Raw genomic sequence first — 23,776 nt, forward strand, 5'->3', positions numbered from 1 at the left:
TTGCTAACAACGTTGCCTATTTACACAGACTGCATCGCTAGCTATCGGCCTCGTGGGAGGCTTCTTCTGGTACTGGTTCTGATGATAGATGGACATGAACATTGACGAGTCGTGACCCTTCAACTTTGCCAGTCGCCAACAACACACCTGGTGCCAGCTGCATTTTTTCGCTGTGATGCGATGAAGGAATGGCACCGAGTTGCGTCAGAACATAACCCGCAATCGTGTCAACATCCGGTGCATCCAAATCAGTTTTAAACAAATCATTGAAGTCCGAAATGGGCATCCGCCCTGAGACAACGAAATCATGGTCCCCTTGTTTCGTGAACAATTTTTCAACCTGATCCGATTCGTCATCAATTTCACCGACGATTTCCTCAAGCAAGTCTTCAATGGTCACGATGCCGACAACGCCACCATATTCATCCAATAAGATCGCCATTTGTTGTTGCTTTACTTGCATTTCAGTCAACAAATCATCGACTGTAATGGTTTCGGGAACAAAAACCGGCGCCGTCATGACCGATTCGATTTTAACATGATCAAAGCCGACGCGGCGTGCTTCCTTTAGCAGATTCTTGATGTGCACAATGCCAACCACGTGATCTTTGTCTTCTTCATAAACCGGAATTCGTGAATAGATATTGTTCAAAATCGCGTCAATCGCCGTGTGGTCAGGTTCTTGCGCATCAACCATAAAAGCATCCGTTCGCGGCACCATGACCTCGCGCGCCATCGTATCGGACAACGATATAATTCCCTCAAACATTTGATACTCATCGGGATCAATCGCCCCAGAATTTCGACCGCTTTCGATCATGGAAACCATTTCGTCACGGGTCACGGTTTCCCCTTCATGATTGAATTCCATCGGCGTCAGTTTCATTAACAACTTGGTTGAAGCAGAAAGCAGCCAAACAAACGGACGCATCACTTTGGCTAGCCAACTGATCGGGGTCACACTCATTTTAGCAACCCGCTCTGTCATTTGTAACGCTACCTGTTTGGGATATAATTCGCCAAAAACCAACGAAAAATAAGACAAGATCAGCGTGACTAAGATGACCGCTGCCTCATGCGCAAATGACCAGCCGCCAAAAATTGGTGCAACCCGATCTGCCAGTGTTGTTGCGGCCGAAGCAGACGCAAAGAAACCGGCAAAAGTGATCCCGACTTGGATTGTTGCCAGAAAATTACTCGAATCCTTCATGATGGTCACAAGCTTGGCGGCCTTATGATCGCCTTTATCCGCCTGCGCCTTCATACGAGTACGGGAACTTGAAACCACGGCAATCTCCGCCGCGGCAAATCCTGCATTGATTAAGGTCAAAATCACAATGAGGATCAATTGTCCCCATATCTGACCGTCTGGGTCACTGCCCATGCAAAAACACAACCTTTCGTAAAAAAACGGGGAATCATCCCCGCTTCGTTCGATTATTTCAGTATACCAAGTCTTTATTTATTTTTCAATTGTGGATCGGCTTGATCCTTGATCTGATGAGCTTCTCCAGCATTTTCCTCATCACTGTCAGCATCCTCGTCATGCTTATGTTCCTGATGGAAACGATAAAGCTCGTATAAGTATGTCACAACTGTTTTGATGACAGCATATGTCGGTACAGCTAGAATGGTGCCTAACAATCCCCATAGATTGCCTGCAACCATCAGCAAAATAATGATGGTTAAAGGATGAATGTCCAGTGAGCGGCCGATCACATTCGGATAAATAAAATTACCATCCGTCATCTGGATAATGACGACAACGACGACAACGAGTAGCATCTTTGTCCATCCCTCAGTGGCAGCAATTGCCAAAGCTGGTGCAATACCAATATAGGGTCCCAAATACGGAATAATGGTAACGATCCCCGCAATAAAGCCTAAGAGATACGCATACGGCATGCCAATAATCAGATAACCAATAAAAGTAAAAGTGCCAACGAATAAACATTCAATGGCCTGCCCGCCAATATAGTGAGACAGTGTCGAGTTTAAACGCGTAAAAACAGTTGCAACCTCTTCGTGATACCGATGAGGCAACATCTTTTGAATACTTGGCACAAAGTTTTCACCGTCTTTGAGAAAGTAAAATAGCATCACCGGGATTGTAATGATACTGATCATCATGCTGGCTACTGATCCGATAACCGTTGGCAAGCCGGTGGAAAAGCCGCCCAGAACTTTGCTCAACACCTTGCTTGGCGAAATTTGAAGACTGGCAACATATTTGCCAATATTTAGCCGCTGATACCAAGTATAGTGTGACGCCTTACTAATGAATGACCGGACGCCTTTTAAGAAATCCGGAATATTCGTAACAAACTGAGTGACCTGATAGATCAAGTTTGGCAGTACGGCCATGAATACCAGAACCAAGGCACCGATGACCACCAAGAAAATCAATAAAATCGAAATATTGCGACTGATGTGGAACTTCTGCAATAATTTAACAATCGGATTGAAGAGATAAAACAAAAAACCAGCAGATAAAATCGGAATGAGTAGCGTTGAGAAAAAAGTCGCCACAGGTGCAAACAAGAACGAAACCTGCGTCAAACCGATGACCACAAAAATCAAAATCAGAATTTCAACGGACCAAAACATTAATTTTGAATGCCGTAACCTATCAAACATATTCGACCTCCCCAGCAGCATTTTACTAGTGCTATAATAGCAAACAATTTATTAAAACGGAAAGAAGGTTCAACTTTTGGAAGTCAAAACGACAACAACCCTCGATTCACAGATTCATCAAGACAGTGTCCAGATTCGCACCCACGTTTTCGTGGAAGAGCAACATGTGCCACCAGAACTCGAAGTCGACACCGATGAAGCAAAGGCGACCTATTTTGTCATTTACGATGCAGGTGTGCCTGTTGCTACGGCGCGCATTCTGCCTGAGGGCGACGCCTACCACGTTCAGCGTGTTGCAGTCGAAAAAGCCTATCGCAAGCATGGCCTTGGTAAGATGGTGTTTGAAGCAATCATGACTTATGCTCGCGCCCAGCAAATTCAAGCGCTACGCTTAGGTGCGCAAGTTCAGGCGATTGGCTTTTACAAAGCCCTCGGTTTTCAATTGACCGATCGCCCTGAATTTCTTGATGCCGGCATCCGCCACCGTGAAATGATACTCAAGCTGGCTTGACAATCATTCAAATTTATCAGCTTCACTTGATTAAACCATGAGTATGTGAGAAAAATGCGATCCCAACACGAAGATATTGGGATCGCATCAATTCAACAAGCAGGCTAATCCCCTGCTTGTTTTTGTTTTTCATGCATCTTACTCATACTCATCCACACCTTTTAACTGATGAGGATCAATATATAGACGATAAGCCACTTGATGAACCGCGCCATTTTGAATCAGATAGCTTTCAAGATAATAAGGATGATCTGTTTGCCCGAGTCTTTCTGGCAAAGGATACCCTGCCTTTTCAATGAGTTGCAGACCCTTATTAAAGCTTGTTGCAAGTGGTAATTGTTTCAACAGCACACTTGTAGCTGGCTGCCTGACCTGACCAGCCGTTGCTTCAGGTAGGCGAAACGCTTCATAAGGTTTGGGAACCGCTGCATCAGCCGGTAACAAGCTGCCGATCCAATATAAAAAGGTGTCATATGGCGAAAAGACAACCATCGCCGATCGATTGGGTATCTCGGCTAAATCATCGAGCGTTTTAAACCCAAGTTGCGCTTCAAAGTCTTGCCACGCTGGTTGAAATGTACCAAGCTGATCACTGCTTTCGACGGTATAGGCATGACCCGCAAAAAGTTGAGCAGGTTGTTTTGGAATTTGTTTCATTTTTGCCTCCAAGTTTGACCGGTTGGGCTAGATCCGGTGCGCTAACTGAATGTAACGACGGTACCATAAATCGACATAGGCTTGTGAAAAGGGTCCTTTACCGTGGTTGATCCAATCGACAAGCACCTTCACATTAGCTTTTAAAATCCGATCAGTGGTTGCAGGATACTGCCAAAGTTTGCGATGGGCCTCGTATTCATCCACATCCAGCAGCCGTTTTTCACCATCGGCAAACACCTTGACGTCTAAGTCATAGTCAATATATTTTAAAGCTTCTTGATCCATTGTGTACGGAGTGGCCAGATTGCAGTAATACGACACGCCGCCTTCACGGATCATCGCAATCACATTGAACCAGTAATGCTTATGAAAGAAAATGATCGCCGGTTCCCGCGTCAGCCAACGGCGTCCGTCCGACTCCGTCACCAAGGTGTGATCATTGCACCCGATCAGGGCATCTTCACTGGTTTTCAAGACCATCGTGTCACGCCAGGTGCGATGCAGACTACCGTCATGTTTATAACTTTGAATAGCAAACGAGTCGCCTTCTTTAGGGATCCGCATACAAAACCCGCTTTCTTGGAAATTTCGTTCTTTATTATAGCAGAGCATGGACAGGCGCGCTTAGAAACTAGCAAGCGTGTGAAGCAACCCGATAAAAATCCGGTGTATAAGCCAACCTCATGTGTGATGGCCAGACTTTGTTCATTTGTGCCTGAGGTTGACTTATTGCAGCAGTGAACGCTTTTCAGCAAGAGTCGGTAGCTTACAAGGGCATGCAAAAGGATAGCTTGGTCTTTCAAAAAAATACGATCAACTTTCCGCCAAGTCGTCTAGCACTTCATCAATAGCTTCCACATCAAAGCCTTTACGAAACAAAGTTGTTTTAACTTTTTGTTTGCGCTCTCGATCATCATATTTCGCTTTTAGACGCCATTGTTTGGCTGCCTCAAGCTTAAGCAAGTCGCTTTCTGCCTCAGGATCGGGTTGCGGGTCGATGGTTGCGATAGCTGTTTGGATAGTAGTGTCATCGAATCCCTTTTGCATTAAAGCGACTCTGAGACGTTGCAGTTGGTCTTTATAAGCGCGATGCTGGTGGTGCCGAAGATTCTTCTGACCAGCGCGAACAGCCGCATCTAGCCATGCTGTTGTTGGAATAGCAGCTAACTCATTGGCCAACAAGTCTGGCTTGAGGCCTTTTTGTTGTAGCTTATGTTGCAGCGTTCGCGGCCCAAGTTCACCCATTTTCAGATGCTCTTCAATGTAACGATGCGCATAATCTGCATCATCCAAAAAGCCCAGATCGGTCAGACGCGTCAGCACCTTTTGAATCACATCAGCCGGTAAGTCTTCTTTAGCTAGCCGATCACTGACCTCTTTGCTCGTGCGACTTTGGTGGCTAATGTAGGTCAGCGCGATCTCTAGTCCCATAGCGGTGACTTCACTGCTCTTGATTTGGGCAATGGTCTCTGCTGTCAATACCATTCCTTTGGCCAAGCGGTAATCCACCAGCGTGGTTTCACTCACCGGAAATGCGTAAGTCCCGTCAATAAAAATATTATAGCGCCCACGCCTTTTTTGGGCGGTTATCTTTGTAATTTCACTCATGAACCCCTGTCACCTCTCTAATCACGTTGCCATTCTATGTTATACTTTTTATAAATAAATTTGGAGGCTCGTTATGTTTGAAGCCAGTTTCTTTGACCGGCACAGCTTAATTAATTATCAACTATTCCGGGCAATGAAGACCCTACAACAGACGACAATGTCGATCAATACGCTTAGCCGCAATACTGGGCTTTCGTATTCGCAGACTTATACGGCATTTCAGACCGTTTTAGCACAGCTCAACCAAATCTTACCTGACAAAAAGATTGACGAATCAAACTTCGCAGCAGTTTTGCCTGATGTTTCGATTGATCGTTATCGGTTCTCGCTATTAAAAAACAGTCTACCATTTGAATTTTTCGATGGGGTTTTCAAGAATCCGCATTCGGACTTTCACGCCTTCAAGCAGCACCATCAAACAAGTATTTCAACGTTGCGGCGCCGAATTTCGCCGTTTCGAGACTACTTAGCTGACAATGGTGTCACGCTAAATAGTACTACTTGGGCCATTGAAGGCGATGAATTGCATATACGCTTAGCCATGTTCACCTTCTTTACATTAGCCTATCGCGGGGCAGGATGGCCATTTTCAAGTGCAGAAGAGCGGGAAGCAAAAGCACTTCTCAAGGTAATCAACCAAACAAAACAGGCTTTCTTGGTGTCACCAATCCAACCAATGTCCAAAGAAGCTTTACTGATTCTCGCCATTCAGATGTTACGAATCAACTGTGGGCACGCCCTTTTACCAAATCGGCGAATGCAGCTGTTGTTTGACGGTGAAACTGAATTGCCAGATTTGATTTTTACGCCAGACTACTTTCCCAATTTATCTGCTTCTGAATTAAAAGCAGAAAAACAGTATTACTATTTTTCGCGTATGTATTTTATGACCGTCACTCGGCAACCACATCAAATTGATTATCAGATCATGACCCATTTTCAAAGTAAAGATAACTTAGTGAATCGATTTGTGCGACATCTGGTCACTTCTTTGAATAACCAATTAAAAGAAACCAAAAGTCAGTTAATTGCCGAAAATCAAGTCATGATAGCCAATCTTTACCGATTAAGTTTCACCGAGTATGTGCTGAATGGTCATTTTAGTCAGAGGCTTGATTTTGCTTCGACATTGCATGACGAAGCACGAACAAGCCAATTGACGGCCAAAATTCGCGACTGTTTGAAACGAATTCCCAAAATGGCGCCTGAGTCAATCTACGCAGACTTTACAAGCCAATTTATTAATGGTCTCTATATATTAGTCAATGATAATTATCCTGAACTCAATCGTGACATGCAAATGGTCGTTAACGTTTTGATTGAACATGATTCTTTCGTCAAACGGGATCTCTTAAACTTTTTAAACGATTTAGGCTTTATTCGCGTTGTGCCTCCAACCGAGGCGATCAATCCTGACTTGATCATTACAACGCTGACAAAGCCAAAACGGGTGATCCCTTGCATGGGCCACCCGTTTGATCCAACTGTTCCCTTGATCACTTGGTCCAAGGAACCCAGCGATCAAGACTATTTTCACCTTTTTCAACGCTTAAAACGCCTACAGCGCGAGCAACGAACAGCAGCCGATACGAATCAGACTCGTCAGTGAATCGGTTTTGCCATGTAGCCGACAAAGTAGACTAGGGCTTCATACCCGGCAAGTCCCAAAATGACCGCTGCAATTAGAATCGTTTGACTGAAGTTGCGATTAAACCAAAGAAAGACTACCATCGCAAACATCACAACAAAATAGGCATTTTGTAGGCTGCGATTGATTTGAATTTCAAATTGGGCATCCGGACTTTGATAGTCAATCGTGTGGATCGCATTAAACCGACCAACTTTATAAGTAATCTTATCGCCGCGTTGCACCTTTAAGTCTAGCGTCTCGCCAACTCGTATCGTATGCGGCGTGTCATTTTGCCACACCGTTGCTGTCATTTTTCTACTCATCGTATTCGAATAATTGATTTTCACATTAAATCCTCCCGATGATTCATTATACTAAACATTCTTAAGCCTCGTCACCATTTCTCAAAGCAAAGGAGCATTTCATGGCAGTCACTGTCAAAATCGGTCAGCGTTTTCCCCTGACCATCAAGCGTCTAGACATTAATGGCGCAGGTATCGGTTATTATCAACGGAAAATTACGTTTGTTACCGGCGCACTACCTCAAGAGGTCGTCGTCGCAGAGGTTACTGGGATTCACGACCGCTATCTTGAGGCCAAAGTTCATAAAATTCGGACGGCGTCACCAAATCGCGTAACCCCGGCAGAACCGCTATTTGGACAAATCGGCGGGGTCGAACTCAATCATCTCGCTTATCCGGCGCAATTGCGATTTAAGCGAGATGTCGTCGCACAATCGCTTGCCAAATTTAAACCGACTGGCTGGACCCATTATGATTTGCGGCCGACGATTGGCATGGCACAACCAACGCACTATCGAAACAAGGCCCAATTTCCTGTTCGGGTCATTGATGGTCACGTACGCGCAGGTCTTTATGCTCCAAACTCACATCATCTCATCCCTTTAACCAAGTTTCTGACCCAAGCACCGCTGACAATGAAAGTCGTGACAACCTTGTGTCAGATTCTCGAACAGCTTCAGATCCCGATCTATAACGAGAAAAAGCGCTCCGGAATTGTCAAAACATTGGTTGTTCGCGAATCATTTGCAACGAAAGAAGTCCAGGTCACGTTCATCACGAACAGTCCAAAATTACCGCACGAAGGCGAATTGCTCAATGCCATCGCCACTCAGCTTCCCATGGTGGTCAGCATCGCCCAGAATATCAATCCTGGCGAAACATCCTTAATTTGGGGCAAAGAAAGTCGCCTGCTGGCAGGTCTCCCTTATATCCAAGAAACACTGTTAGGCCGGACTTTTCAACTCTCACCACAAGCATTTCTCCAACTGAACCCAAAACAAACAGAGACACTTTATACATTGGCCGCAAAAGCACTTGATTTAGGGCCGCACGACACCTTAATTGATGCGTACTGTGGGATCGGAACAGTCGGCATCAGTTTAGCAAAAGGCAATCAACCTATTTACGGAATGGACACCATTGCGGAAGGCATTGCCGATGCCAAGGCAAATGCTAAAGCAAATGGCCTCACCAATGCCCATTATTCAGTGGGCAAGGCTGAAGACATTTTTCCAAAATGGGTTCAGGAAGGCATGAAACCAGACGCGGTCATCGTTGACCCGCCACGAGCTGGACTAGAGCGTGCCTTCATCGACGCCCTCCTTGAACTCGATCCACCCAAATTTGTCTACATTTCCTGCAACCCTTCCACCTTGGCCCGTGATCTCGTTTTCCTCACTAAACGCTACAAAGTCGACTGGATTCAAAGCATCGACATGTTTCCACAAACAGCACGATGCGAAGCAGTGGTAAAATTTACAAGAGCGTGAACAGCTGCGTTTAGGAACCGTAACATAAGCGGCCTCAAGCTGTAACCAGCCGGGCTTTGGCTGGTTACGGCTTGAGGTCCTTATGTGCAGGTTTCTGCGGCTGTGAACGCGTTTCAAAAAGAGCGTGAACAGCCGCGTTTAGAAGCCGAGCCATATACGGCCGTTTAGTTTCAAGGTCTGTATGTGTCAGATTTTGCGACTGTGAACGCGTTTCATCAGGCCACCACTTCACGGCACCCCACCCAAACCAACAATCCCGCAAACTACAGACGAGGTCTTAAAAAATGAAAATTTACTTTGCTAACGCCTTGTTCAGTCATGCTGATTTTAATTACAATGCGCAACTCGCTGCCCAAATTCGCCGCGCCTTACCAGATGTTGACATGTACGTGCCTCAAGAAAATGCCGCGATCAACAACAAAGAGGCATACGCCGATTCGAAAATGATTGCCGAAGCCGACACCAAGCGGCTGCTGTCAGCTGACTTGATGATTGCCATTCTCGATGGCCCCGTGATTGATAACGGGGTCGCTAGTGAAATCGGCGTTGCCTATGCTGCTAAGATTCCTATTTTGGGTCTTTACACGGACAGTCGACGGTTAGGCGCCGCCAATCAACAAAAACTCGGTGCTTTGCAACAAGTTGCAGAAAACCAGTTTCACTATCTCAATCTGTATACCACTGGTTTAATTAAACTTAACGGCGCCATTTTAACTGATGAGGATAGCTTGATCGCCAGTATCAAATCCCGTGCTTAAATCCGATTCTAGTGACATGTAAAAAAGCTTGCTAATATGTTAGCAGGCTTTTTTACATGTCACTATCAGCCGAATTAAGAAAATTAATGCATTTTCTTAAGCATAAAAAATTTGGTTTTACGAAAGTCATAAAAGATTTTCGAAAACGCAAATAATTTTCCAGAACTTAGATACGAATCGTCACGAACAACTAAACTTGGACTTCCGTCTGCAATCCCAAAGAATTTGGCTGGTAAGCCAGAAATCATTTCACACTCAATTACAGAGTCAATGAATCCAACTTTCAGACCAGGCTTTTGATCAATAAAAGCAAATAGGGACCCCTTTAATGCACTATTCGGAATGTTGTCCACAATCGATCTTAAATAATACGAGTGTTCTACTAAGAACGGTTGACCGTCTAGTGTTCGTTGCCGGGTCACCGAAATTAATGTCGTCTCATTCGGCAATTTCTGGCTTTCAGGCAAAAAATCTGCCTGATCTAGCGTAATGACTTGTTGATGAATTGCCGTTGTTTTAACAACTCGTCCCTGTCTCGCCATTTCTTCCGTCAACCCAACGTTATTTTGAAGCGATATGGCCCCCTCAACGTGGTGTGGGCGAGCAAAAGTGCCGCTACCATGTGCCTGATAAATGTAGCCCAAATTGGCAAGATCTTTTAAGGCTTGTCGTAACGTGTAACGAGTGACTAGATATTGACGCATCAATTCCGGCTCAGCAGGTAGTTGACCATCTTCATCTTGAATAGCACCTTGTTGAATCGCCTTGATTAATTGATTCTCGAGTGTTTTAATATCATAGCTACTTTCCCGCTGAGACAATTTATTTCCGCCTTTCAACTTTGCTTCCAAGCTCAGTCATTTCATGTTATTATACCGCCATTTACTGTTCCGGACTAGCTCCACGTCTCCAGTAAAAAAAACGCCCTTCGAAAGGCGTTTTTTTGACTACATGCATTTTCATGCTAGGCGAGATCATCCCCGTTACTACGAATCACTTTTTGAAACCAATCAAAAGAGGCTTTTTTGCTTCGTGCAAGTGTGCCTTTACCTTGATCATCTTTATCAACATAAATCACGCCATAACGTTTTTCCATTTGACCGGTTCCCGCCGAAACCAAATCAATAATGCCCCACGGTGTATAACCCATCAGCTTGACACCATCGACCTCAACCGCAAGTCGCATCTGATTAATATGTTGACGTAAATAATCGATTCGATAGTCGTCTTGAATATGGCCATCCTGATTGATCTTATCAAATGCCCCAAAACCGTTTTCGACAATAAATAAGGGTACCTCATATCGATCACTAAACCAGTTGAGTGCATAACGCAACCCGACTGGATCAATCTCCCAACCCCAGTCTGAACGTTGAAGCGTCGAATTCTTAACCTCTCGATTGTGTCCCATGGTAATAAAGTCTGTAGGTTCATCTTGTGAGGCTTCAGTGACATGGGAAGCATAGTAAGAAAATCCAATATAATCGACTTTCCCAGCTAATAAAACATCACGATCTTCAAGTGTGATGTCCAAGTTAAACGCATGTCGATCAAAATAACGATCCAAAAATGCAGGATACTTGCCCTTTACTTGGACATCTGCCAGATAATAATTAGTCTGCATCGTTCGCTCAGCTTTAAACACATCATTTGGATTCGGTGTTGCGGGATAAACAGGACCCATCGCAACCATACAGCCAATTTGAAAATCGGGGTTAATCCGATGCCCAATTTGGACTGCCAAGGCACTTGCAACGGCCTCATAATGAGCGGCTTGAAACATGACTGCTTCTTTATCTTCATCAGGCTTGATCAGTAGCCCAGAATTGGTGAACAGAGACCATTCATTCATCATGCCAACCTGATTATTGATTTCGTTAAAAGTCATCCAATATTTAACTTTGTCTTTGTACCGATCAAACACAACAGTCGCAAATTTGACGAAGAAATCAATCACCTTACGACTACGCCAACCACCATATTTTTTGACAAGGTGATAAGGCATTTCAAAATGTGACAAGGTAATCACTGGTTCAATCTGATGCGATAAAAGATCATCAAACACGTCATCATAAAATTTCAGCCCTGCTTCGTTCGGCTGTTCTTCATCACCATTCGGGAAAATTCTAGTCCAAGCTATGCTTGTCCGAAAACAGTTCAAGCCTAAATCAGCAAAGAGCTGATCATCTTCATGATAGCGATGATAATAATCAATAGCATCATGATTGGGATAATTCTCGCCTGATTGAACACCGTCTGTAATTCTGCGTTTAGTTTCATTATCGCCTGCGGTCATCACATCAGCAATGCTGACCCCTTTACCGCCTGCTTGCCACCCACCTTCGAATTGATGAGCAGCGACTGCGCCGCCCCACAAGAAACCTTTAGGAAATGCTGTCAAAATAATCCTCCTTATTTAGTCCTCGAACCATTTACAATTGGTCTGCCGCTTCTTAAGCCGCCGCCTCCGCTGCACCTTTTGCCTGCTCATCTTTATATAGTTTGCCATCATAGAACTTAATAAATGGGAACCAAATCAGGAAGGCTACAAGCGCACAAACGAAAGCTAAAACAATTGCTCGCCAATCGCCTGCCGTGCCGATGAACCCTGAAAGACCAAGTGGTGTTGGCCATGCCGGCTGTGCAATCATCGGTTTAACCCAATGCATTGAAATTGCGAAGTAAGCCATACTCATGGATGCCATCGGTGCTAAGAAGAATGGAATCGCTGTATATGGATTATAAACAACTGGCATACCGAAAAGAATTGGTTCGTTAATGTTGAAGAAAGCTGGAACAACAGATGCCTTGCCTAATGCACCAAGCTGTGCCGATTTTGCAAAGAAGGCGATAAAAATAACCATTCCAAGCGTAGCGCCTGATCCACCTATAGTCACAAAACAGTTATTAAATTCTCCGGCAAATGGGATGTTTGCCCCCTTCTGATTCAACTGCATATTGGAGAGAACAATTGGGGTAAGGAACGAGGTCACAATCGTTGCGCCGTGAATGCCAACGATCCAAAGCGCATGCATGATAAAGTAGACGACCATTAGTCCTACCCATGTACTGGTCAGGTTAGTAACAAAACCAAACGGAATAGCAACAATCTTATAGATATCGGTGTTGAATGCCATCAAAATACCATTAATGATAATGACAGTTAAGGCAATCGCAGCGGTCGGAATCAAAGCTGTAAAGGAACGTGAAACACCAGTTGGGACGGTATCCGGCATACTGACCACAATATTCTTTTTAACAAACCACGCATAAAGTTTTACTGCAATAATCGACATGATAATGGCCGTAAAGATACCAGTCGTTCCCAGCCGAGTTACCCCACCTGCGATGGCATAACCATCTATAATCTTGTTGTCCTTGGTGATTTCGGTGACCAAGGTCGCTGTCCCACCTTTAAAGACTAATTCAGGTATACACATAAAAAACGCCATCATAGAAAGCAATGCACCATTTAGAGGATTAATATCAATTTTTTCTTCCTGAGCCTGAATGCGAGTATATTCATAACCAAAAACTAAACAGAAATAAAGTGCTAAAATGCCCATGGTCGCGCCATTGGCAAGCATATACAAATTTGCAACCTTATCAAAAGAACCCTTCCAAATACCGACTAATGCCGGAAAACTTTGGGGGAGAACATTAATAATTAAAAACATTGATCCAACGATGGTAAATGGAATGGATGCCATTCCGGCAGCCATGACTCCGCGAACGATTCTGAACGAGGCAAGTTTTCCCATTGGTCCCATCAAATGATTGTTCATAAATTTAAACAATTTATTATTACTTGAATCCATAGTTTTGTCTCCTTGTTTGAGCTCATTGTATGCTTTGAGCAAATTTATTTATTTGTTGTAAATACCGATCCTGATTTTTTTCAATCAAACGGATACGCACTAAGAGATAAAAACATATGCCTAGACCAATTAACAGAACAGTCGTTGCCAGAGATAAACCCTTTTGTCCTAAAAATGGAAACAGTTTTGTCCCAGATCCAGCGACAATTATGGATAAGCTCAGGAAATTGCTTATTAACTGAACTACATAACCGAACTTAGTAAATGGTAACTTGCTATCTCTTCGCCAGTACTTACTTACTTGTTCAACCGCTACCACTGCATTTATAACGGTCAAACAAAACGGTACCCATTTCATCGCGCCCTGTGTGCCCAAACTAAGAAAAAACCAATATAAATTTGCAAAGAAAAAACCGGCGGTCACGTAACGGATTAATAAATAGCGATTAAAGTACATACTAGTTAAGCTTAATTCTCTCCGACTCTTGTCATATCTTGCTTTATTTTGGTCTGACATGCGTGTCACATTCCTTTCGCTTAGACTTATTTCGTAGCTAACTTTTTATAGAGGTCAACGATTTCCCCTGCTAAGTCTCGAAATGTGATTGCATTCATAACATGATCCTGTCCGTGCACCATCAATAATGATACTGGATGTTTTTTCCCTTGAGCTTCTTCGGTTAACATACCTGTTTGTGCATTATGTGCATCTGACAGAAAGCTGTCTGCCTCTTTCAGTTTTGCTTCTGCGGTAGAAAAATCACCGACTTTTGCAGCTTTAATTGCCTCAAAAGAAGATCCTTTTGCATTTCCTCCGGCCATAATTAGCTGCATGATCACTAGTTGCTCTTGCTCGTTCATCCTGACCTCCTACTGCTCGTCAATCAGCTTAAGAGCCGTTTTTAGAACATTTTCGCCTTTCATTAAGCCGTAATCCTGCATATTGATCACTTGAACTGGGATACTAAGATCCTTTTTGAAATCTCCCTCTAAATAACGCACTTGTGGTCCAAGCATCAGGACATCTGGTTTTTCTGAATCTAACTTGTCATGGGCATCTGAAGCCGAAGTAGCAAAGATTTTTGCTTCAATACCATCTTTGGTCGCTGCATCTTCCATTTTTTTGACTAACATACTGGTTGACATACCTGCTGCACAAACTAACATAATTGTCTTCTTACCCATTAGTTTTTCCTCGCTTTCAAAATTTCAAAGTTATTGTTCACCACAGAATGACTTTTTAATATCAGCATACTCGCTAGCTTAACGAGCCATATCAGAAGTCATTCGAATGACTATTCATTCGAACGACTTTTATAATACCAAGAAATCGCTTTCTTGTAAACGATTTCTTGAATTTTTTGAAATTTTGTCTCTACGCCTTATCGCAAAAGGCCGGCAACTAATAATGATGACTTCAAATAGCGATAAGCAAAAAAAGCCTTCCAGCAAGGCATATTAATTGCTGGAAAGCTTTGTAATTTATATTTTAAGTCAACCAGTTAAGCATTTGTTACCGGTTTCTCCGCATCTTCCAGTAACTGTCGGAATGGAATCAGACTTTCTGCATGATATTTCTTCACAAAAGCATCCACAGCAGCAGGATCCTGAGTTTGCTTGTCCAAAACAAGTTGTTCAACCGGAATTGGACGAAGATCAGAAATCTTCACATCAATGACAACCGGACCCTTACGATCTTTTGCCTTAGCAAATGCGGCTTTCAATTCGTCCAGATTGTGCACTTCAAATCCTTGAGCACCTAACGCTTCAGCTGCCTTACCATAATCGGCATCAATTAAATCAACCCCGGAGTGCGGCTGTTGCGTGTCATCCTGTTCAGCTTCAATAAAGCCCAAACTCTCATTCGTCAAAACAACGTTGATGATTGGCATATGATATTTGACCTGTGTCAGAATATCCTGCATGACCATGGCAAATCCACCATCACCAGAAATTGACCAAACTTGCCGATCAGGGAATTCCGCTTGCGCACCAATCGCTGCTGGCAAGGCATAACCCATTGTCGCATACCAGCCAGACGTCGTGAACACTTGATCATCATTGGTCTTCAGATAACGCATCCCATTGATGGTAACATTGCCAACGTCTACTTGGAAAATGGCATCTTTTTCGGCCATCTCATTGATCAATTTGAAGATTGGTTCAACGCGCAGTGGCGTGGAGCCATCATCTTCAAATGAAGTCATCCACTCGCGCCAATTTTCCTTGTTGGCCAGAGCAGCCCGATACCAAGCGCTTTCTGGCAATTGATCAGCCTTTTCGCTCAGTGCCTTGATGAACTTCTTAGCATCGGCCAAAACAGCTAAGTCAACCGTGTGACGACGGCCAAACTTGCTACCGTCAATATCAACCTGAATGTATTTAGCATTTGGTGCTATAAAGTATGGCTGGAATGGGAAATCCGATCCCAAGAACAAGACGGTGTCAGCACCGCGCGCAACTTCAACGCCAGGTTTAGAAGCCACACGGCCGGCCGAGCCCATGTTTGCCTTATAATCATCAGGCACGATTCCCTTAGCCAAGGCAGTCGTGATGATCGGAATATGCGTTTTTTCTGAGAAAGCGATGATCTCGTCGCGCGCACCCCGCGCGCCATTTCCAACATACAAGATTGGCTTCTTCGCATCTTTCAAGATATCCCAAGCTGCGGCAACCTGATCCGGGTCTGGATCAGGCAAAAGCGGCTTCTGGTACAGATTGGCTGATGATACATAATTGTCATCAATCTGGGTCCAACCTAAATCCTTTGGAATAGTCACAACGGCAACCCCGTTATGCTTATAAGCCTGACGAATCGCCTCGTCAACAACATGAGGCAATTGCTCAGCAGTCATGGCTGTACGGTTGTATACAGACACATCAGCAAACATTGGGTTCTCGTTCATTTCTTGGAAATAATTGGTGTTCATGGCAGCAGTTGGTACTTGCCCTACCAATGCCAAAACTGGCACATTATCATACTGTGCGTCATACAACCCATTCAGAAGATGAACAGCACCAGGACCGGCAGAACCAAACGTCGCCCCGATTCGACCCGTTACCTTAGCTTCACCTGCAGCAGCCAATGCGCCTACTTCTTCATGGCGAACCTGAACATAATTAATGGTGTGACGGCGATTGTACAGCGCATTCATGGTACTATCAAAAGAACCGCCCGGTAACCCATAAATATTATGGATACCCCAGTCTTCGAGCACCTTGATCATTGCGTCTGCGGCGTTTATTTTTTCTGTCATGACACTTGCCTCCAATATTATTACTTACATTTTGTAAGTTCTTTACGATTACGAGTATAACAATTTATTGATAACAATGCAAGCCCTTTCATCTGGTTCAAGCAACCTTAACGCCCAAATTGCGACCTTAGCGTATAAAACGCTTAAACTAGCAAGCGACGACACCATAACAGTCAAACAAGTGAACTAATACAGCATCACCACACCATAACATGCTTGGTAAATCTTTTTCACAAATTAACTTAATGATGATCAGGATCATGGATCAAAAAAAAGGACCGTCGAGGGACGGTCCTGTTCATCATCTTATTAGCTGTCAAGCATTACCGCTGCTGATATTGACGTTCTTGACCGATCACACCGGTCAAAACAAACTGACCATGATAATAAGTCGGATCACTACGATAATCTTCTGGATCATAAGGCACCTTATCGCTGAAAACAGCTTCGTATTCAGGAACGGTTAATTCCTGACGATCAGCCAACATTTTAGCGTGATTGGCTGCATGCAGTTGTGCGGCAAAATCCGGTTGCAAGATGCCGCTAAAAAATTCTGCCACGGCCCCGGAGCCATACGAGAATAAACCGATCCGGTCACCCGCTTTCAAGCTAGTATCATTGTCCAACAACGACAGCAGACCCAAATACAAAGAACCGGTATAAATATTGCCAACTCGCCGGCAGTACCGAGTGCTTGCCTCAAAGCGCCGTTGCAGTCGCTCGCCAGTGGCTTCATCTGTGTCCGGCAGAACAAGCTTTAAAGCTTTCTTGCCCATTTTGGTATACGGTAAATGGAATGTCATCGCAGCAAAATCACTTGCTGTGTGATGGCGTTGGGTCTGGTATCGTGACCAAATTGCTTGAAAAAAAGCTAAATATTGTTCCGTTGAATACTTTCCTTGTGCAATTGCTGTGTCTTGATAAACCGGCCGCCAAAAATCGTCAATAGATTCAGACCGATAAACCGAATCGTCTTCAATGGTCATGATGTGCGGCTCTGCTTTGATTAACATGGCAACCGCGCCCGCACCTTGTGTGACTTCTCCTGCTGTTGCCAAACCGTACCGGGCGATATCCGCAGCAATGACTAAAACGGTTTTATCTGGGTGAGCGGCGATGTAGTCACGCGCCATCATTAGTGCGGCAGTACCGCCATAACAAGCTTCCTTTAACTCAACGGCCCGCACCCACTCAGGGAGTGCCAATAAATCATGAATAAACAATGCAGCCGATTTACTGGCATCAACACCACTTTCAGTACCAACCAAGACCATGCCCAAGCTAGCGCGAATCGCTGGCGTCAACAACTTTGTCGCTGCATTCGCACCCATCGTGACAATGTCTTGGCTAGAAGGTGGTACCGCTTGCTCGTCTTGGCCAATGCCAATCGTATATTTGTCCGGATCATCACCTCGAACCTGCGCGAGTTTTACTAAATCAACGTAGAAATCTGGGGTGTCCATAGCGATTGCATCAATCCCGATTTTCATCTTTTGATTGGCCTACTTTCTTGTTTAAACGAATGGTTGTTAAATATTGTTGCGCATGTTTTAAATCCATACTACCTTGACGAAGTGCGTTCACAAGCATCGGCAATTCTGTTTCTGTTGCCCCGGCAGCAATGGCGAGGGCATTAGCTTGCAACTTCATGTGACCAGCTTGAATCCCCGGTCCAGCCAATGCTCGCATCGCAGCAAGATTTTGCACCAACCCGAGGGCGGCAATAACTTGCTGCATGATAGCTAAATTCTGATACCCACCGAGCCGACGGACAACCTGCGCCATTGGTAAAGCACCGATTGCCCCGCCAACTGCCCCCATCGGCAAGGGCAGCTGTAAGTGACCAACTAAATGGCCCTGATCCATATACCAGCGCGATAAAGGCTGATACCTGCCAGACGCACATGCAAATGCACCGATACTTGCTGCGACAGCGCGGGTATCATTGCCAGTAGCCAATACAGCACCAATAATACCGTTAAGAATGCCCTTGTTGTGGGTCACTGCCCGCTCAGCATCGACAAAGGCTAAATCGCTAAGCTGAACAATTTTCTTAGCAATCACATCTCCAGAAACAGCTTTCGTCGCTAAAGAAACCGGCTCAAGCGAAACCTCAGCCGTCACGAGTTCTGTTGGCGCGTTGGTTAGAATACTGACAAGCACATCACCGTCTACCCAGCTTGTCACCGCCGCTGCGACCGCTTCGGCAACTGTATTCGCATAATTGGCCCCCATTGCCTGTTGCGGATCAAGCGTTAAACGGATTTTCAAGAACTGCGCTCCTAGTGATTCGACTGTTAACTGATCAAGACCACCGCCACGTTGAATCATCGAAGGATGCGCAACCGCAATGACTTTCTGAATATCAGTCTGATGAGCCAAAATCGTTTGCCTTGCTTGCACTAAGTCGGTCAAGTTAGTCAGGACTACTTCAGCGACCACTCGATGCGCAGCTACATGGGTCCTAACGCCGCCGTTTGCAGTCGCAAGCCTGGCCCCATTACTGGCAGCTGCAATCACAGAAGGTTCCTCATCCGCTATAGGCACTTGATGTAGCTGTCCATTGACCAACAAATTGCGAGCAACGCCTAGGGGTAAAGGAAACTCGCCGATGGCATTTTCGATCAGACGCGCTCCTGTGACTTCAGGCAAGCTATGCGTACCAGCTAACAACGCAGCATCCTGTGTTGTTAACCACCCTTCTTGAACCAATTGATCACGGCGTTTTTCCGGAGACAACTCGTAAAATTTCATCACGATCTCCCTCAGACATGCATCGCGATTTGCATGGCGATACCGATGCCACCGCCAACGCACAATGCGGCAATGCCTTGGCGTTGATTACGTTCAGCCAGATCGTACAATAATGAGATTAAAATTCGGGCACCTGAGGCTCCCAATGGATGACCCAACGCTAAGGCGCCACCATTGATATTGAATTGTTCATCCTTTAAACCAAGGTCACGAGCCACGGCAACGCTTTGTGAGGCAAATGCTTCATTCAATTCAATTTGATCAATTGCCGCGATAGAGCCGCCGGTTGCCTGCAGTATTTTATCGATCGCCAGTTTTGGCGCATACCCCATAATTGCCGGATCAATACCCACCTCGGCAAAACCAGTGATCGTCGCTAAATAATGGAGCCCCAGTTGTTCGGCTTTCGATTTTGCCATCAGGATCAAGGCGGCTGCACCATCATTAATGCCGCTTGCGTTACCTGCTGTAACAGTACCGCCGACTTCAAAAACAGGCGGTAATTGGGCTAATTTAGCCAATGACGTGTCGGGCCGAATGGCTGAATCACGATCTACGATGACATCCCTGTGACGGGCAGCAATCGTCACTGGGGCGATCTGACTCTTAAACCGACCCTCAGCTGCGGCGGCCGCGGCGCGTAAATGCGAACGGAGAGCAAACTCATCTTGCTCCTGACGACTAACGTTAAATTGTGTCGCCACATTTTCCGCCGTGATTCCCATTGGCTGCTGACTGAAGGCATCATTTAATCCATCGCGACTCAAACCGTCGACCAGCGTTGTATCGCCAAATTTGTGGCCTGAACGAACCGCTTCGGCGTAATAAGGTACTTGACTCATGCTTTCGGTACCGCCCACAAGCACCGCGTCAGCCTCGCCGAGTTGAATGGCAGCTTGCCCAAGCCGCACTGCCTTCAGGCCTGAGCCGCAGACTTCATTGACAGTCATCGCCGTGCTGCTAGTGACCATACCGCTTTTTAATCCGATTTGTCGGGCAACATTCTGCCCAGAACCAGCCTGCATGACATTACCAAAGATCGCCTGATTGAGTAACGCTGGGTCAATTCGTGCAGCCTTAATTGCCGCCTGCGCTGCCGCAACCCCTAAATCAACGGCACTGGCGCCAGCCAAATCACCACCCAACTTACCAATCGGCGTCCGTTTGGCACTTAGAATCACAACTTCTTCCATGATGACCTCCTAAAGAGCGTGAACAGCCAACCGGCGCATAATCAAGAACGAGGGCAATGGCCGAGCCATTGTTCTCGTGGTTCTGATGTGCCGGTTTCTGTGGCTATGAACGCGTTTCGACAAGCATATGCTGAGATAAACCGTTTCAGTTTATCACAGTCGTTCAGATGACGCACTGATATAATAAGAGCGTGAGCCAACCCGGTTACACCGACTTTTGGGTTGGCGATCGCCTAAAAACGCTACTCATCTCCGTTTACTAAATAGATTGTATGCGATTGTTCCCCAAAGCAACAACCATCTTGACCAATCCTTAATGAATCATTTCGAAAGAAGGCTACCTCATGCGTGTCACCGATTTGCTGGCTTTACTAGCCGATCAAAATAAAAACGCCTCGGTGTTACTCGACACAAAGCCGACACCAAGTCGTTTTGACGATTTTAAGTTAACAACCGTTAATGATCAACCGCAACTGGTCTTTCAGCCTAATCCTGAGCGCAAAGCCGCATTGCGCGTTTGGGAATTGCAACTCTTACTGAACCAACCTGATTTACAGCAACGATTCGTTTATCTAGCTGATGTTGATGAACCGCGTGCGTTATTTGGATTTGTTAAACGGCAAATTGGCTTGCTGCTCAATTGATTACGCTGGATGTTTGGTCGCAGCTAACCGTTTAGCAACGCTTTCCAAATAATGATGACTTTCAATCATTTCGCGACAATCAAACTGATCCTTTAAGCCAATTTCATAAATCCGACTCGCATCTTGATTCAATAGTGGCAAGACCCGCGCCCAATCAATCCGTCCGCGGCCAAGCGGTAAACTATCATGCGTTTGCCCCATGGAATCAACAAGATGATAGTGCCGAATCAGCGGCTTCAGATGCGCTAGGCTGGCCATGAGCCGATCATTATCGCCATGTAACACAATAAACGTATGACTGGTATCATAGGCTAAAGGTAGATGCCAGCGCAACAAACGGTCTTCAAAGGTGGGATCACCATATCGGAAAATCGGTGACATGGAATTTTCAAACACGACATGGCCCGGTGCTTCCTGAGCAAAAGCAATCATGCGCGCCAAGGCAACGTCTTGTGCTTTGCCCACATCCGTCCAGCCAGCATAATCACCAGGCGTGTCAACGCGGTATCCGCCGTGAATCAAAGCCGTGGCGTTAGCTTTTTTGGCAAAGTTCATGAGTTTAACCGAACTTGTCATTAAAAAGTCATAGCGTGTAGGATACTTCGTCGGATTCATGGCAAGCTCATTGCGCTGGCCGCGAAACCGCATCGGATGATGAAAAACCACCGTTGGCACCTGACTCTGAACTAATGCTGCCATCTGTACAAAATGCGACCATCCAGCTTCGGTAAAATCATTTTCGGTGAGATGAAATTCAAATACATCAGGATGATATTGCAGCCGATCACGAATCTGCCGCTGATCTGTACTAGCCTTTAAGCCTAATAGCATGTACACTTTTCCTCCTTAATTCAAAACCCGCTCATGATCCCAAAAATTGCTCATAAGAACGTTAAGCATCGCTGACCAAGGCTCTAAGCGGCTTATGCTACGCTTTCGAAGCGCTCCTACTTGCACTTTCAAATTTCAGTTGTCTTTTTAACTTGGCAACCGGCGCATTAAACGTTTCAACTTTTTACGATCAATCAGCATCACACCCAAGTCGTCGGCCAAGGCGATCGCCGAATCAGAAAATTCGCTATTGGTGATCACCGCCGCTTCGTCGAGCTGGTAAAAATGATGGCCCGCCCAAACTTCCTGCACGGCCTTGTTGCCAACGAAACCGGTGTAACGCTTGCACTGAAAGCCAATCTTCTTACCTTTTTTGCGGGCAATAATGTCAATTCCTTGATCACCTGAAGCCTGCGTCAGTTGAATGTGATTAAACCCATTGCGCTTCAACAGATACGCGCAAAAAGACTCAAACTTTTCACCCTCCATAATATCGACAGTTTCCATTTTCAAATCACGAAAACGAAAATGATGATGATAAAGCATGATGGCATTGATCACAACAAAAAGACTGATGATCCCAAAACTAGCCGGATCACCATATTGCCGCAGTTGGCGGGGCAGAAAACTGCGGGCCCAAAAGCTGTAAGCGAGTGCCAAAATAAAGAGCCCCCACAACAGCTGATAGGCTTTTTTGAGTAACGTTCTCATGGGTCTACCCCTCTCTTTCCCTTTAAGCCTAGCAGATTCACCGCGTAATTGCATTGAATCTCTGCCAATTTTTCTGTACGCTTAAGGGATTGAGAGAGGAAGCGTTTTCGTCATGCAACTAAGTGCCAAGATCTTTGCCAAAGTCGGTAGCGAACGGATTACCCAGTATTCTTTAGTCAATGACCATCAGATGACGCTACGTTTTTTAACGTTTGGCGCTCGGGTTCAACAGGTTCGCCTGCCAAATGCTGCAGGTGACGATCCTAATCTGCTGCTCGGGTTCGTCACGCTGGAAGACTACTTACACCAACCCGGTTACCTAGGCGCCTTTACCGGCCCTTTACAGGCAGCTGACGCTGAGCTAGCCCCGGGTTCATGGCAAAACTGGAATTGGGCAGTTAAAACCAGTCAAGAAACCGATCTAGCCATCACCTTCACCCTAACATTACCTGAAAATGCTGACGGTCAGCCAGGTCAGCGAGAACTCAGTATTACCCACCGATTGACAAATGACAATTTGTGGCAGATTGACATGCAGGTGGCAACCACTGCCGACTTGAAAATACATCCCCGGCTCAATTTGCCTTGGCTGCTCACTGCCGACCCTGCCCAAACAATGCTTTCAGCCAAGTTGACTGCCGATGAACATGTTACCCCTGTCCCTAAAACTGCCCGCTGTGAGACTGCGCAACGTTATTCCCTTGCAGCCGCCGATTGGCAGTTGGCATATCTAAGCGATGCTTCATTCACGAGAATTGATTCTTACGCTGGTATCAACTCCGAAAACAATTTTAACGGTATTCTCGGCCAACCCAATGTAGCAGTCGGCTTTTCGCCGGAAATGAACCAAGACGCTCTGCCGTGGCTGTTGCCAGCCGGTGCAACTTGGCGGCATCATGCGGAATTTCACTTATCTAGCAACGCAAACTAAAAAGGTTTGACCCCACGGTATCTGTTGTGTGGTCAAACCTTTTT

The 23,776-nt window shown here is 45.3% G+C and carries 24 protein-coding genes; 6 read left to right on the forward strand and 18 right to left on the reverse strand.

The window, feature by feature from the left end; translation table 11 throughout:
- Nucleotides 1-37: 37 nt before the first annotated feature.
- Complete coding sequence (locus ACWPAB_RS09980; RefSeq protein WP_003584867.1) at nt 38-1,384, reverse strand: hemolysin family protein; 1,347 nt, start codon at nt 1,382-1,384, stop codon at nt 38-40.
- 74 nt (nt 1,385-1,458) lie between these two features.
- A complete protein-coding gene (locus ACWPAB_RS09985; RefSeq protein ID WP_003579732.1) occupies nt 1,459-2,637 on the reverse strand; it encodes an AI-2E family transporter in 1,179 nt (392 codons plus the stop codon).
- 76 nt (nt 2,638-2,713) lie between these two features.
- Here ACWPAB_RS09985 and ACWPAB_RS09990 point away from each other — a divergent pair, with 76 nt between their 5' ends.
- Complete coding sequence (locus ACWPAB_RS09990) at nt 2,714-3,148, forward strand: GNAT family N-acetyltransferase (RefSeq protein ID WP_016381484.1); 435 nt, start codon at nt 2,714-2,716, stop codon at nt 3,146-3,148.
- A 138-nt stretch (nt 3,149-3,286) separates the two neighbouring features.
- On the opposite strand, the gene ACWPAB_RS09995 is transcribed toward ACWPAB_RS09990, so the two are convergent.
- The 3 genes from ACWPAB_RS09995 to recX all read right to left on the reverse strand — a co-directional run bounded on the left by ACWPAB_RS09995 (nt 3,287) and on the right by recX (nt 5,413).
- Complete coding sequence (locus ACWPAB_RS09995) at nt 3,287-3,805, reverse strand: hypothetical protein (RefSeq protein ID WP_003566023.1); 519 nt, start codon at nt 3,803-3,805, stop codon at nt 3,287-3,289.
- A gap of 27 nt (nt 3,806-3,832) precedes the next feature.
- Nucleotides 3,833-4,369 carry a nucleoside tri-diphosphate phosphatase gene (gene ntdP / locus ACWPAB_RS10000; RefSeq protein ID WP_003566025.1) on the reverse strand — a complete coding sequence of 179 codons (537 nt, stop codon included), beginning with the start codon at nt 4,367-4,369 and terminating at the stop codon, nt 3,833-3,835.
- 249 nt (nt 4,370-4,618) lie between these two features.
- The gene (gene recX, locus ACWPAB_RS10005) at nt 4,619-5,413 is read right to left on the reverse strand and encodes a recombination regulator RecX (protein ID WP_003584869.1); all 795 of its coding nucleotides are present in this window, start codon (nt 5,411-5,413) and stop codon (nt 4,619-4,621) included.
- A gap of 73 nt (nt 5,414-5,486) precedes the next feature.
- On the opposite strand from recX, the gene ACWPAB_RS10010 reads away from it, so the two are divergent.
- On the forward strand, nt 5,487-7,022 hold the full coding sequence (locus ACWPAB_RS10010) for a helix-turn-helix domain-containing protein (RefSeq protein ID WP_003566029.1): 1,536 nt from the start codon (nt 5,487-5,489) through the stop codon (nt 7,020-7,022).
- On the opposite strand, the gene ACWPAB_RS10015 is transcribed toward ACWPAB_RS10010, so the two are convergent.
- Entirely contained in the window at nt 7,016-7,390 is a 375-nt protein-coding gene (locus ACWPAB_RS10015) for a hypothetical protein (protein WP_003584870.1), read from the reverse strand. The two genes, ACWPAB_RS10010 and ACWPAB_RS10015, sit on opposite strands and share 7 nt — an antisense overlap.
- A gap of 77 nt (nt 7,391-7,467) precedes the next feature.
- Here ACWPAB_RS10015 and rlmD point away from each other — a divergent pair, with 77 nt between their 5' ends.
- Together rlmD and ACWPAB_RS10025 are read left to right on the forward strand one after the other, a co-directional pair.
- A complete protein-coding gene (gene rlmD / locus ACWPAB_RS10020; protein WP_003579736.1) occupies nt 7,468-8,835 on the forward strand; it encodes a 23S rRNA (uracil(1939)-C(5))-methyltransferase RlmD in 1,368 nt (455 codons plus the stop codon).
- 284 nt (nt 8,836-9,119) lie between these two features.
- Nucleotides 9,120-9,593 (forward strand): nucleoside 2-deoxyribosyltransferase, encoded by a 474-nt coding sequence (locus ACWPAB_RS10025; RefSeq protein ID WP_003566035.1) that lies wholly within the window; start codon nt 9,120-9,122, stop codon nt 9,591-9,593.
- A gap of 83 nt (nt 9,594-9,676) precedes the next feature.
- On the opposite strand, the gene ACWPAB_RS10030 is transcribed toward ACWPAB_RS10025, so the two are convergent.
- From ACWPAB_RS10030 to ACWPAB_RS10075, 10 genes are all read right to left on the reverse strand, one after another.
- Nucleotides 9,677-10,414 (reverse strand): GntR family transcriptional regulator, encoded by a 738-nt coding sequence (locus tag ACWPAB_RS10030; RefSeq protein WP_032793254.1) that lies wholly within the window; start codon nt 10,412-10,414, stop codon nt 9,677-9,679.
- Nucleotides 10,415-10,557: 143 nt separating this feature from the next.
- Nucleotides 10,558-11,994, reverse strand: a complete 1,437-nt coding sequence (locus ACWPAB_RS10035) for a 6-phospho-beta-glucosidase (RefSeq protein WP_003566039.1) — start codon at nt 11,992-11,994, stop codon at nt 10,558-10,560.
- 52 nt (nt 11,995-12,046) lie between these two features.
- A complete protein-coding gene (gene celB / locus ACWPAB_RS10040) occupies nt 12,047-13,411 on the reverse strand; it encodes a PTS cellobiose transporter subunit IIC (protein WP_016380442.1) in 1,365 nt (454 codons plus the stop codon).
- 22 nt (nt 13,412-13,433) lie between these two features.
- Nucleotides 13,434-13,928, reverse strand: coding sequence for a hypothetical protein (locus ACWPAB_RS10045; protein WP_003566043.1), 495 nt, complete (start codon nt 13,926-13,928; stop codon nt 13,434-13,436).
- Nucleotides 13,929-13,954: 26 nt separating this feature from the next.
- Nucleotides 13,955-14,272 (reverse strand): PTS lactose/cellobiose transporter subunit IIA, encoded by a 318-nt coding sequence (locus ACWPAB_RS10050; protein ID WP_003566045.1) that lies wholly within the window; start codon nt 14,270-14,272, stop codon nt 13,955-13,957.
- A 9-nt stretch (nt 14,273-14,281) separates the two neighbouring features.
- Complete coding sequence (locus ACWPAB_RS10055; RefSeq protein WP_003566047.1) at nt 14,282-14,596, reverse strand: PTS sugar transporter subunit IIB; 315 nt, start codon at nt 14,594-14,596, stop codon at nt 14,282-14,284.
- A 317-nt stretch (nt 14,597-14,913) separates the two neighbouring features.
- Nucleotides 14,914-16,668 carry a pyruvate oxidase gene (gene spxB / locus ACWPAB_RS10060; protein ID WP_003566048.1) on the reverse strand — a complete coding sequence of 585 codons (1,755 nt, stop codon included), beginning with the start codon at nt 16,666-16,668 and terminating at the stop codon, nt 14,914-14,916.
- Between the two features lie 323 nt (nt 16,669-16,991).
- Nucleotides 16,992-18,158 (reverse strand): hydroxymethylglutaryl-CoA synthase, encoded by a 1,167-nt coding sequence (locus ACWPAB_RS10065; RefSeq protein ID WP_003575996.1) that lies wholly within the window; start codon nt 18,156-18,158, stop codon nt 16,992-16,994.
- Nucleotides 18,142-19,422 carry a hydroxymethylglutaryl-CoA reductase, degradative gene (locus ACWPAB_RS10070; protein ID WP_003575994.1) on the reverse strand — a complete coding sequence of 427 codons (1,281 nt, stop codon included), beginning with the start codon at nt 19,420-19,422 and terminating at the stop codon, nt 18,142-18,144. The genes ACWPAB_RS10065 and ACWPAB_RS10070 overlap by 17 nt, the downstream gene beginning before the upstream one ends.
- 11 nt (nt 19,423-19,433) lie before the next feature.
- Nucleotides 19,434-20,615: a thiolase family protein gene (locus tag ACWPAB_RS10075; protein ID WP_003584871.1), complete on the reverse strand. Its 1,182-nt coding sequence runs from the start codon at nt 20,613-20,615 to the stop codon at nt 19,434-19,436.
- Between the two features lie 344 nt (nt 20,616-20,959).
- Between ACWPAB_RS10075 and ACWPAB_RS10080 the strand changes: the two genes are divergently transcribed.
- Complete coding sequence (locus tag ACWPAB_RS10080; RefSeq protein WP_003566056.1) at nt 20,960-21,259, forward strand: hypothetical protein; 300 nt, start codon at nt 20,960-20,962, stop codon at nt 21,257-21,259.
- Here ACWPAB_RS10080 and ACWPAB_RS10085 read toward each other — a convergent pair whose 3' ends face one another.
- Both ACWPAB_RS10085 and ACWPAB_RS10090 read right to left on the reverse strand, forming a co-directional pair.
- The gene (locus tag ACWPAB_RS10085) at nt 21,260-22,090 is read right to left on the reverse strand and encodes a TIM barrel protein (RefSeq protein WP_003584872.1); all 831 of its coding nucleotides are present in this window, start codon (nt 22,088-22,090) and stop codon (nt 21,260-21,262) included.
- A gap of 147 nt (nt 22,091-22,237) precedes the next feature.
- A complete protein-coding gene (locus ACWPAB_RS10090; RefSeq protein WP_003584873.1) occupies nt 22,238-22,801 on the reverse strand; it encodes a restriction endonuclease in 564 nt (187 codons plus the stop codon).
- Between the two features lie 112 nt (nt 22,802-22,913).
- Between ACWPAB_RS10090 and ACWPAB_RS10095 the strand changes: the two genes are divergently transcribed.
- Nucleotides 22,914-23,732 (forward strand): aldose epimerase family protein, encoded by an 819-nt coding sequence (locus tag ACWPAB_RS10095; protein ID WP_003584874.1) that lies wholly within the window; start codon nt 22,914-22,916, stop codon nt 23,730-23,732.
- The last annotated feature ends 44 nt before the right edge of the window (nt 23,733-23,776 follow it).

It is taken from the genome of Lacticaseibacillus sp. 30 (assembly GCF_053819265.1).

Coding starts and splice junctions, on each gene's coding strand:
- ACWPAB_RS09980 (WP_003584867.1), bottom strand. CDS start 1,384: ATGGGCAGTGACCCAGACGGTCAGATATGGGGACAATTGATCCTCATT.
- ACWPAB_RS09985 (WP_003579732.1), bottom strand. CDS start 2,637: ATGTTTGATAGGTTACGGCATTCAAAATTAATGTTTTGGTCCGTTGAA.
- ACWPAB_RS09995 (WP_003566023.1), bottom strand. CDS start 3,805: ATGAAACAAATTCCAAAACAACCTGCTCAACTTTTTGCGGGTCATGCC.
- ntdP (WP_003566025.1), bottom strand. CDS start 4,369: ATGCGGATCCCTAAAGAAGGCGACTCGTTTGCTATTCAAAGTTATAAA.
- recX (WP_003584869.1), bottom strand. CDS start 5,413: ATGAGTGAAATTACAAAGATAACCGCCCAAAAAAGGCGTGGGCGCTAT.
- ACWPAB_RS10010 (WP_003566029.1), top strand. CDS start 5,487: ATGTTTGAAGCCAGTTTCTTTGACCGGCACAGCTTAATTAATTATCAA.
- rlmD (WP_003579736.1), top strand. CDS start 7,468: ATGGCAGTCACTGTCAAAATCGGTCAGCGTTTTCCCCTGACCATCAAG.
- ACWPAB_RS10025 (WP_003566035.1), top strand. CDS start 9,120: ATGAAAATTTACTTTGCTAACGCCTTGTTCAGTCATGCTGATTTTAAT.
- celB (WP_016380442.1), bottom strand. CDS start 13,411: ATGGATTCAAGTAATAATAAATTGTTTAAATTTATGAACAATCATTTG.
- ACWPAB_RS10045 (WP_003566043.1), bottom strand. CDS start 13,928: ATGTCAGACCAAAATAAAGCAAGATATGACAAGAGTCGGAGAGAATTA.
- ACWPAB_RS10050 (WP_003566045.1), bottom strand. CDS start 14,272: ATGAACGAGCAAGAGCAACTAGTGATCATGCAGCTAATTATGGCCGGA.
- ACWPAB_RS10055 (WP_003566047.1), bottom strand. CDS start 14,596: ATGGGTAAGAAGACAATTATGTTAGTTTGTGCAGCAGGTATGTCAACC.
- spxB (WP_003566048.1), bottom strand. CDS start 16,668: ATGACAGAAAAAATAAACGCCGCAGACGCAATGATCAAGGTGCTCGAA.
- ACWPAB_RS10065 (WP_003575996.1), bottom strand. CDS start 18,158: ATGAAAATCGGGATTGATGCAATCGCTATGGACACCCCAGATTTCTAC.
- ACWPAB_RS10070 (WP_003575994.1), bottom strand. CDS start 19,422: ATGAAATTTTACGAGTTGTCTCCGGAAAAACGCCGTGATCAATTGGTT.
- ACWPAB_RS10075 (WP_003584871.1), bottom strand. CDS start 20,615: ATGGAAGAAGTTGTGATTCTAAGTGCCAAACGGACGCCGATTGGTAAG.
- ACWPAB_RS10080 (WP_003566056.1), top strand. CDS start 20,960: ATGCGTGTCACCGATTTGCTGGCTTTACTAGCCGATCAAAATAAAAAC.
- ACWPAB_RS10085 (WP_003584872.1), bottom strand. CDS start 22,090: ATGCTATTAGGCTTAAAGGCTAGTACAGATCAGCGGCAGATTCGTGAT.
- ACWPAB_RS10090 (WP_003584873.1), bottom strand. CDS start 22,801: ATGAGAACGTTACTCAAAAAAGCCTATCAGCTGTTGTGGGGGCTCTTT.
- ACWPAB_RS10095 (WP_003584874.1), top strand. CDS start 22,914: ATGCAACTAAGTGCCAAGATCTTTGCCAAAGTCGGTAGCGAACGGATT.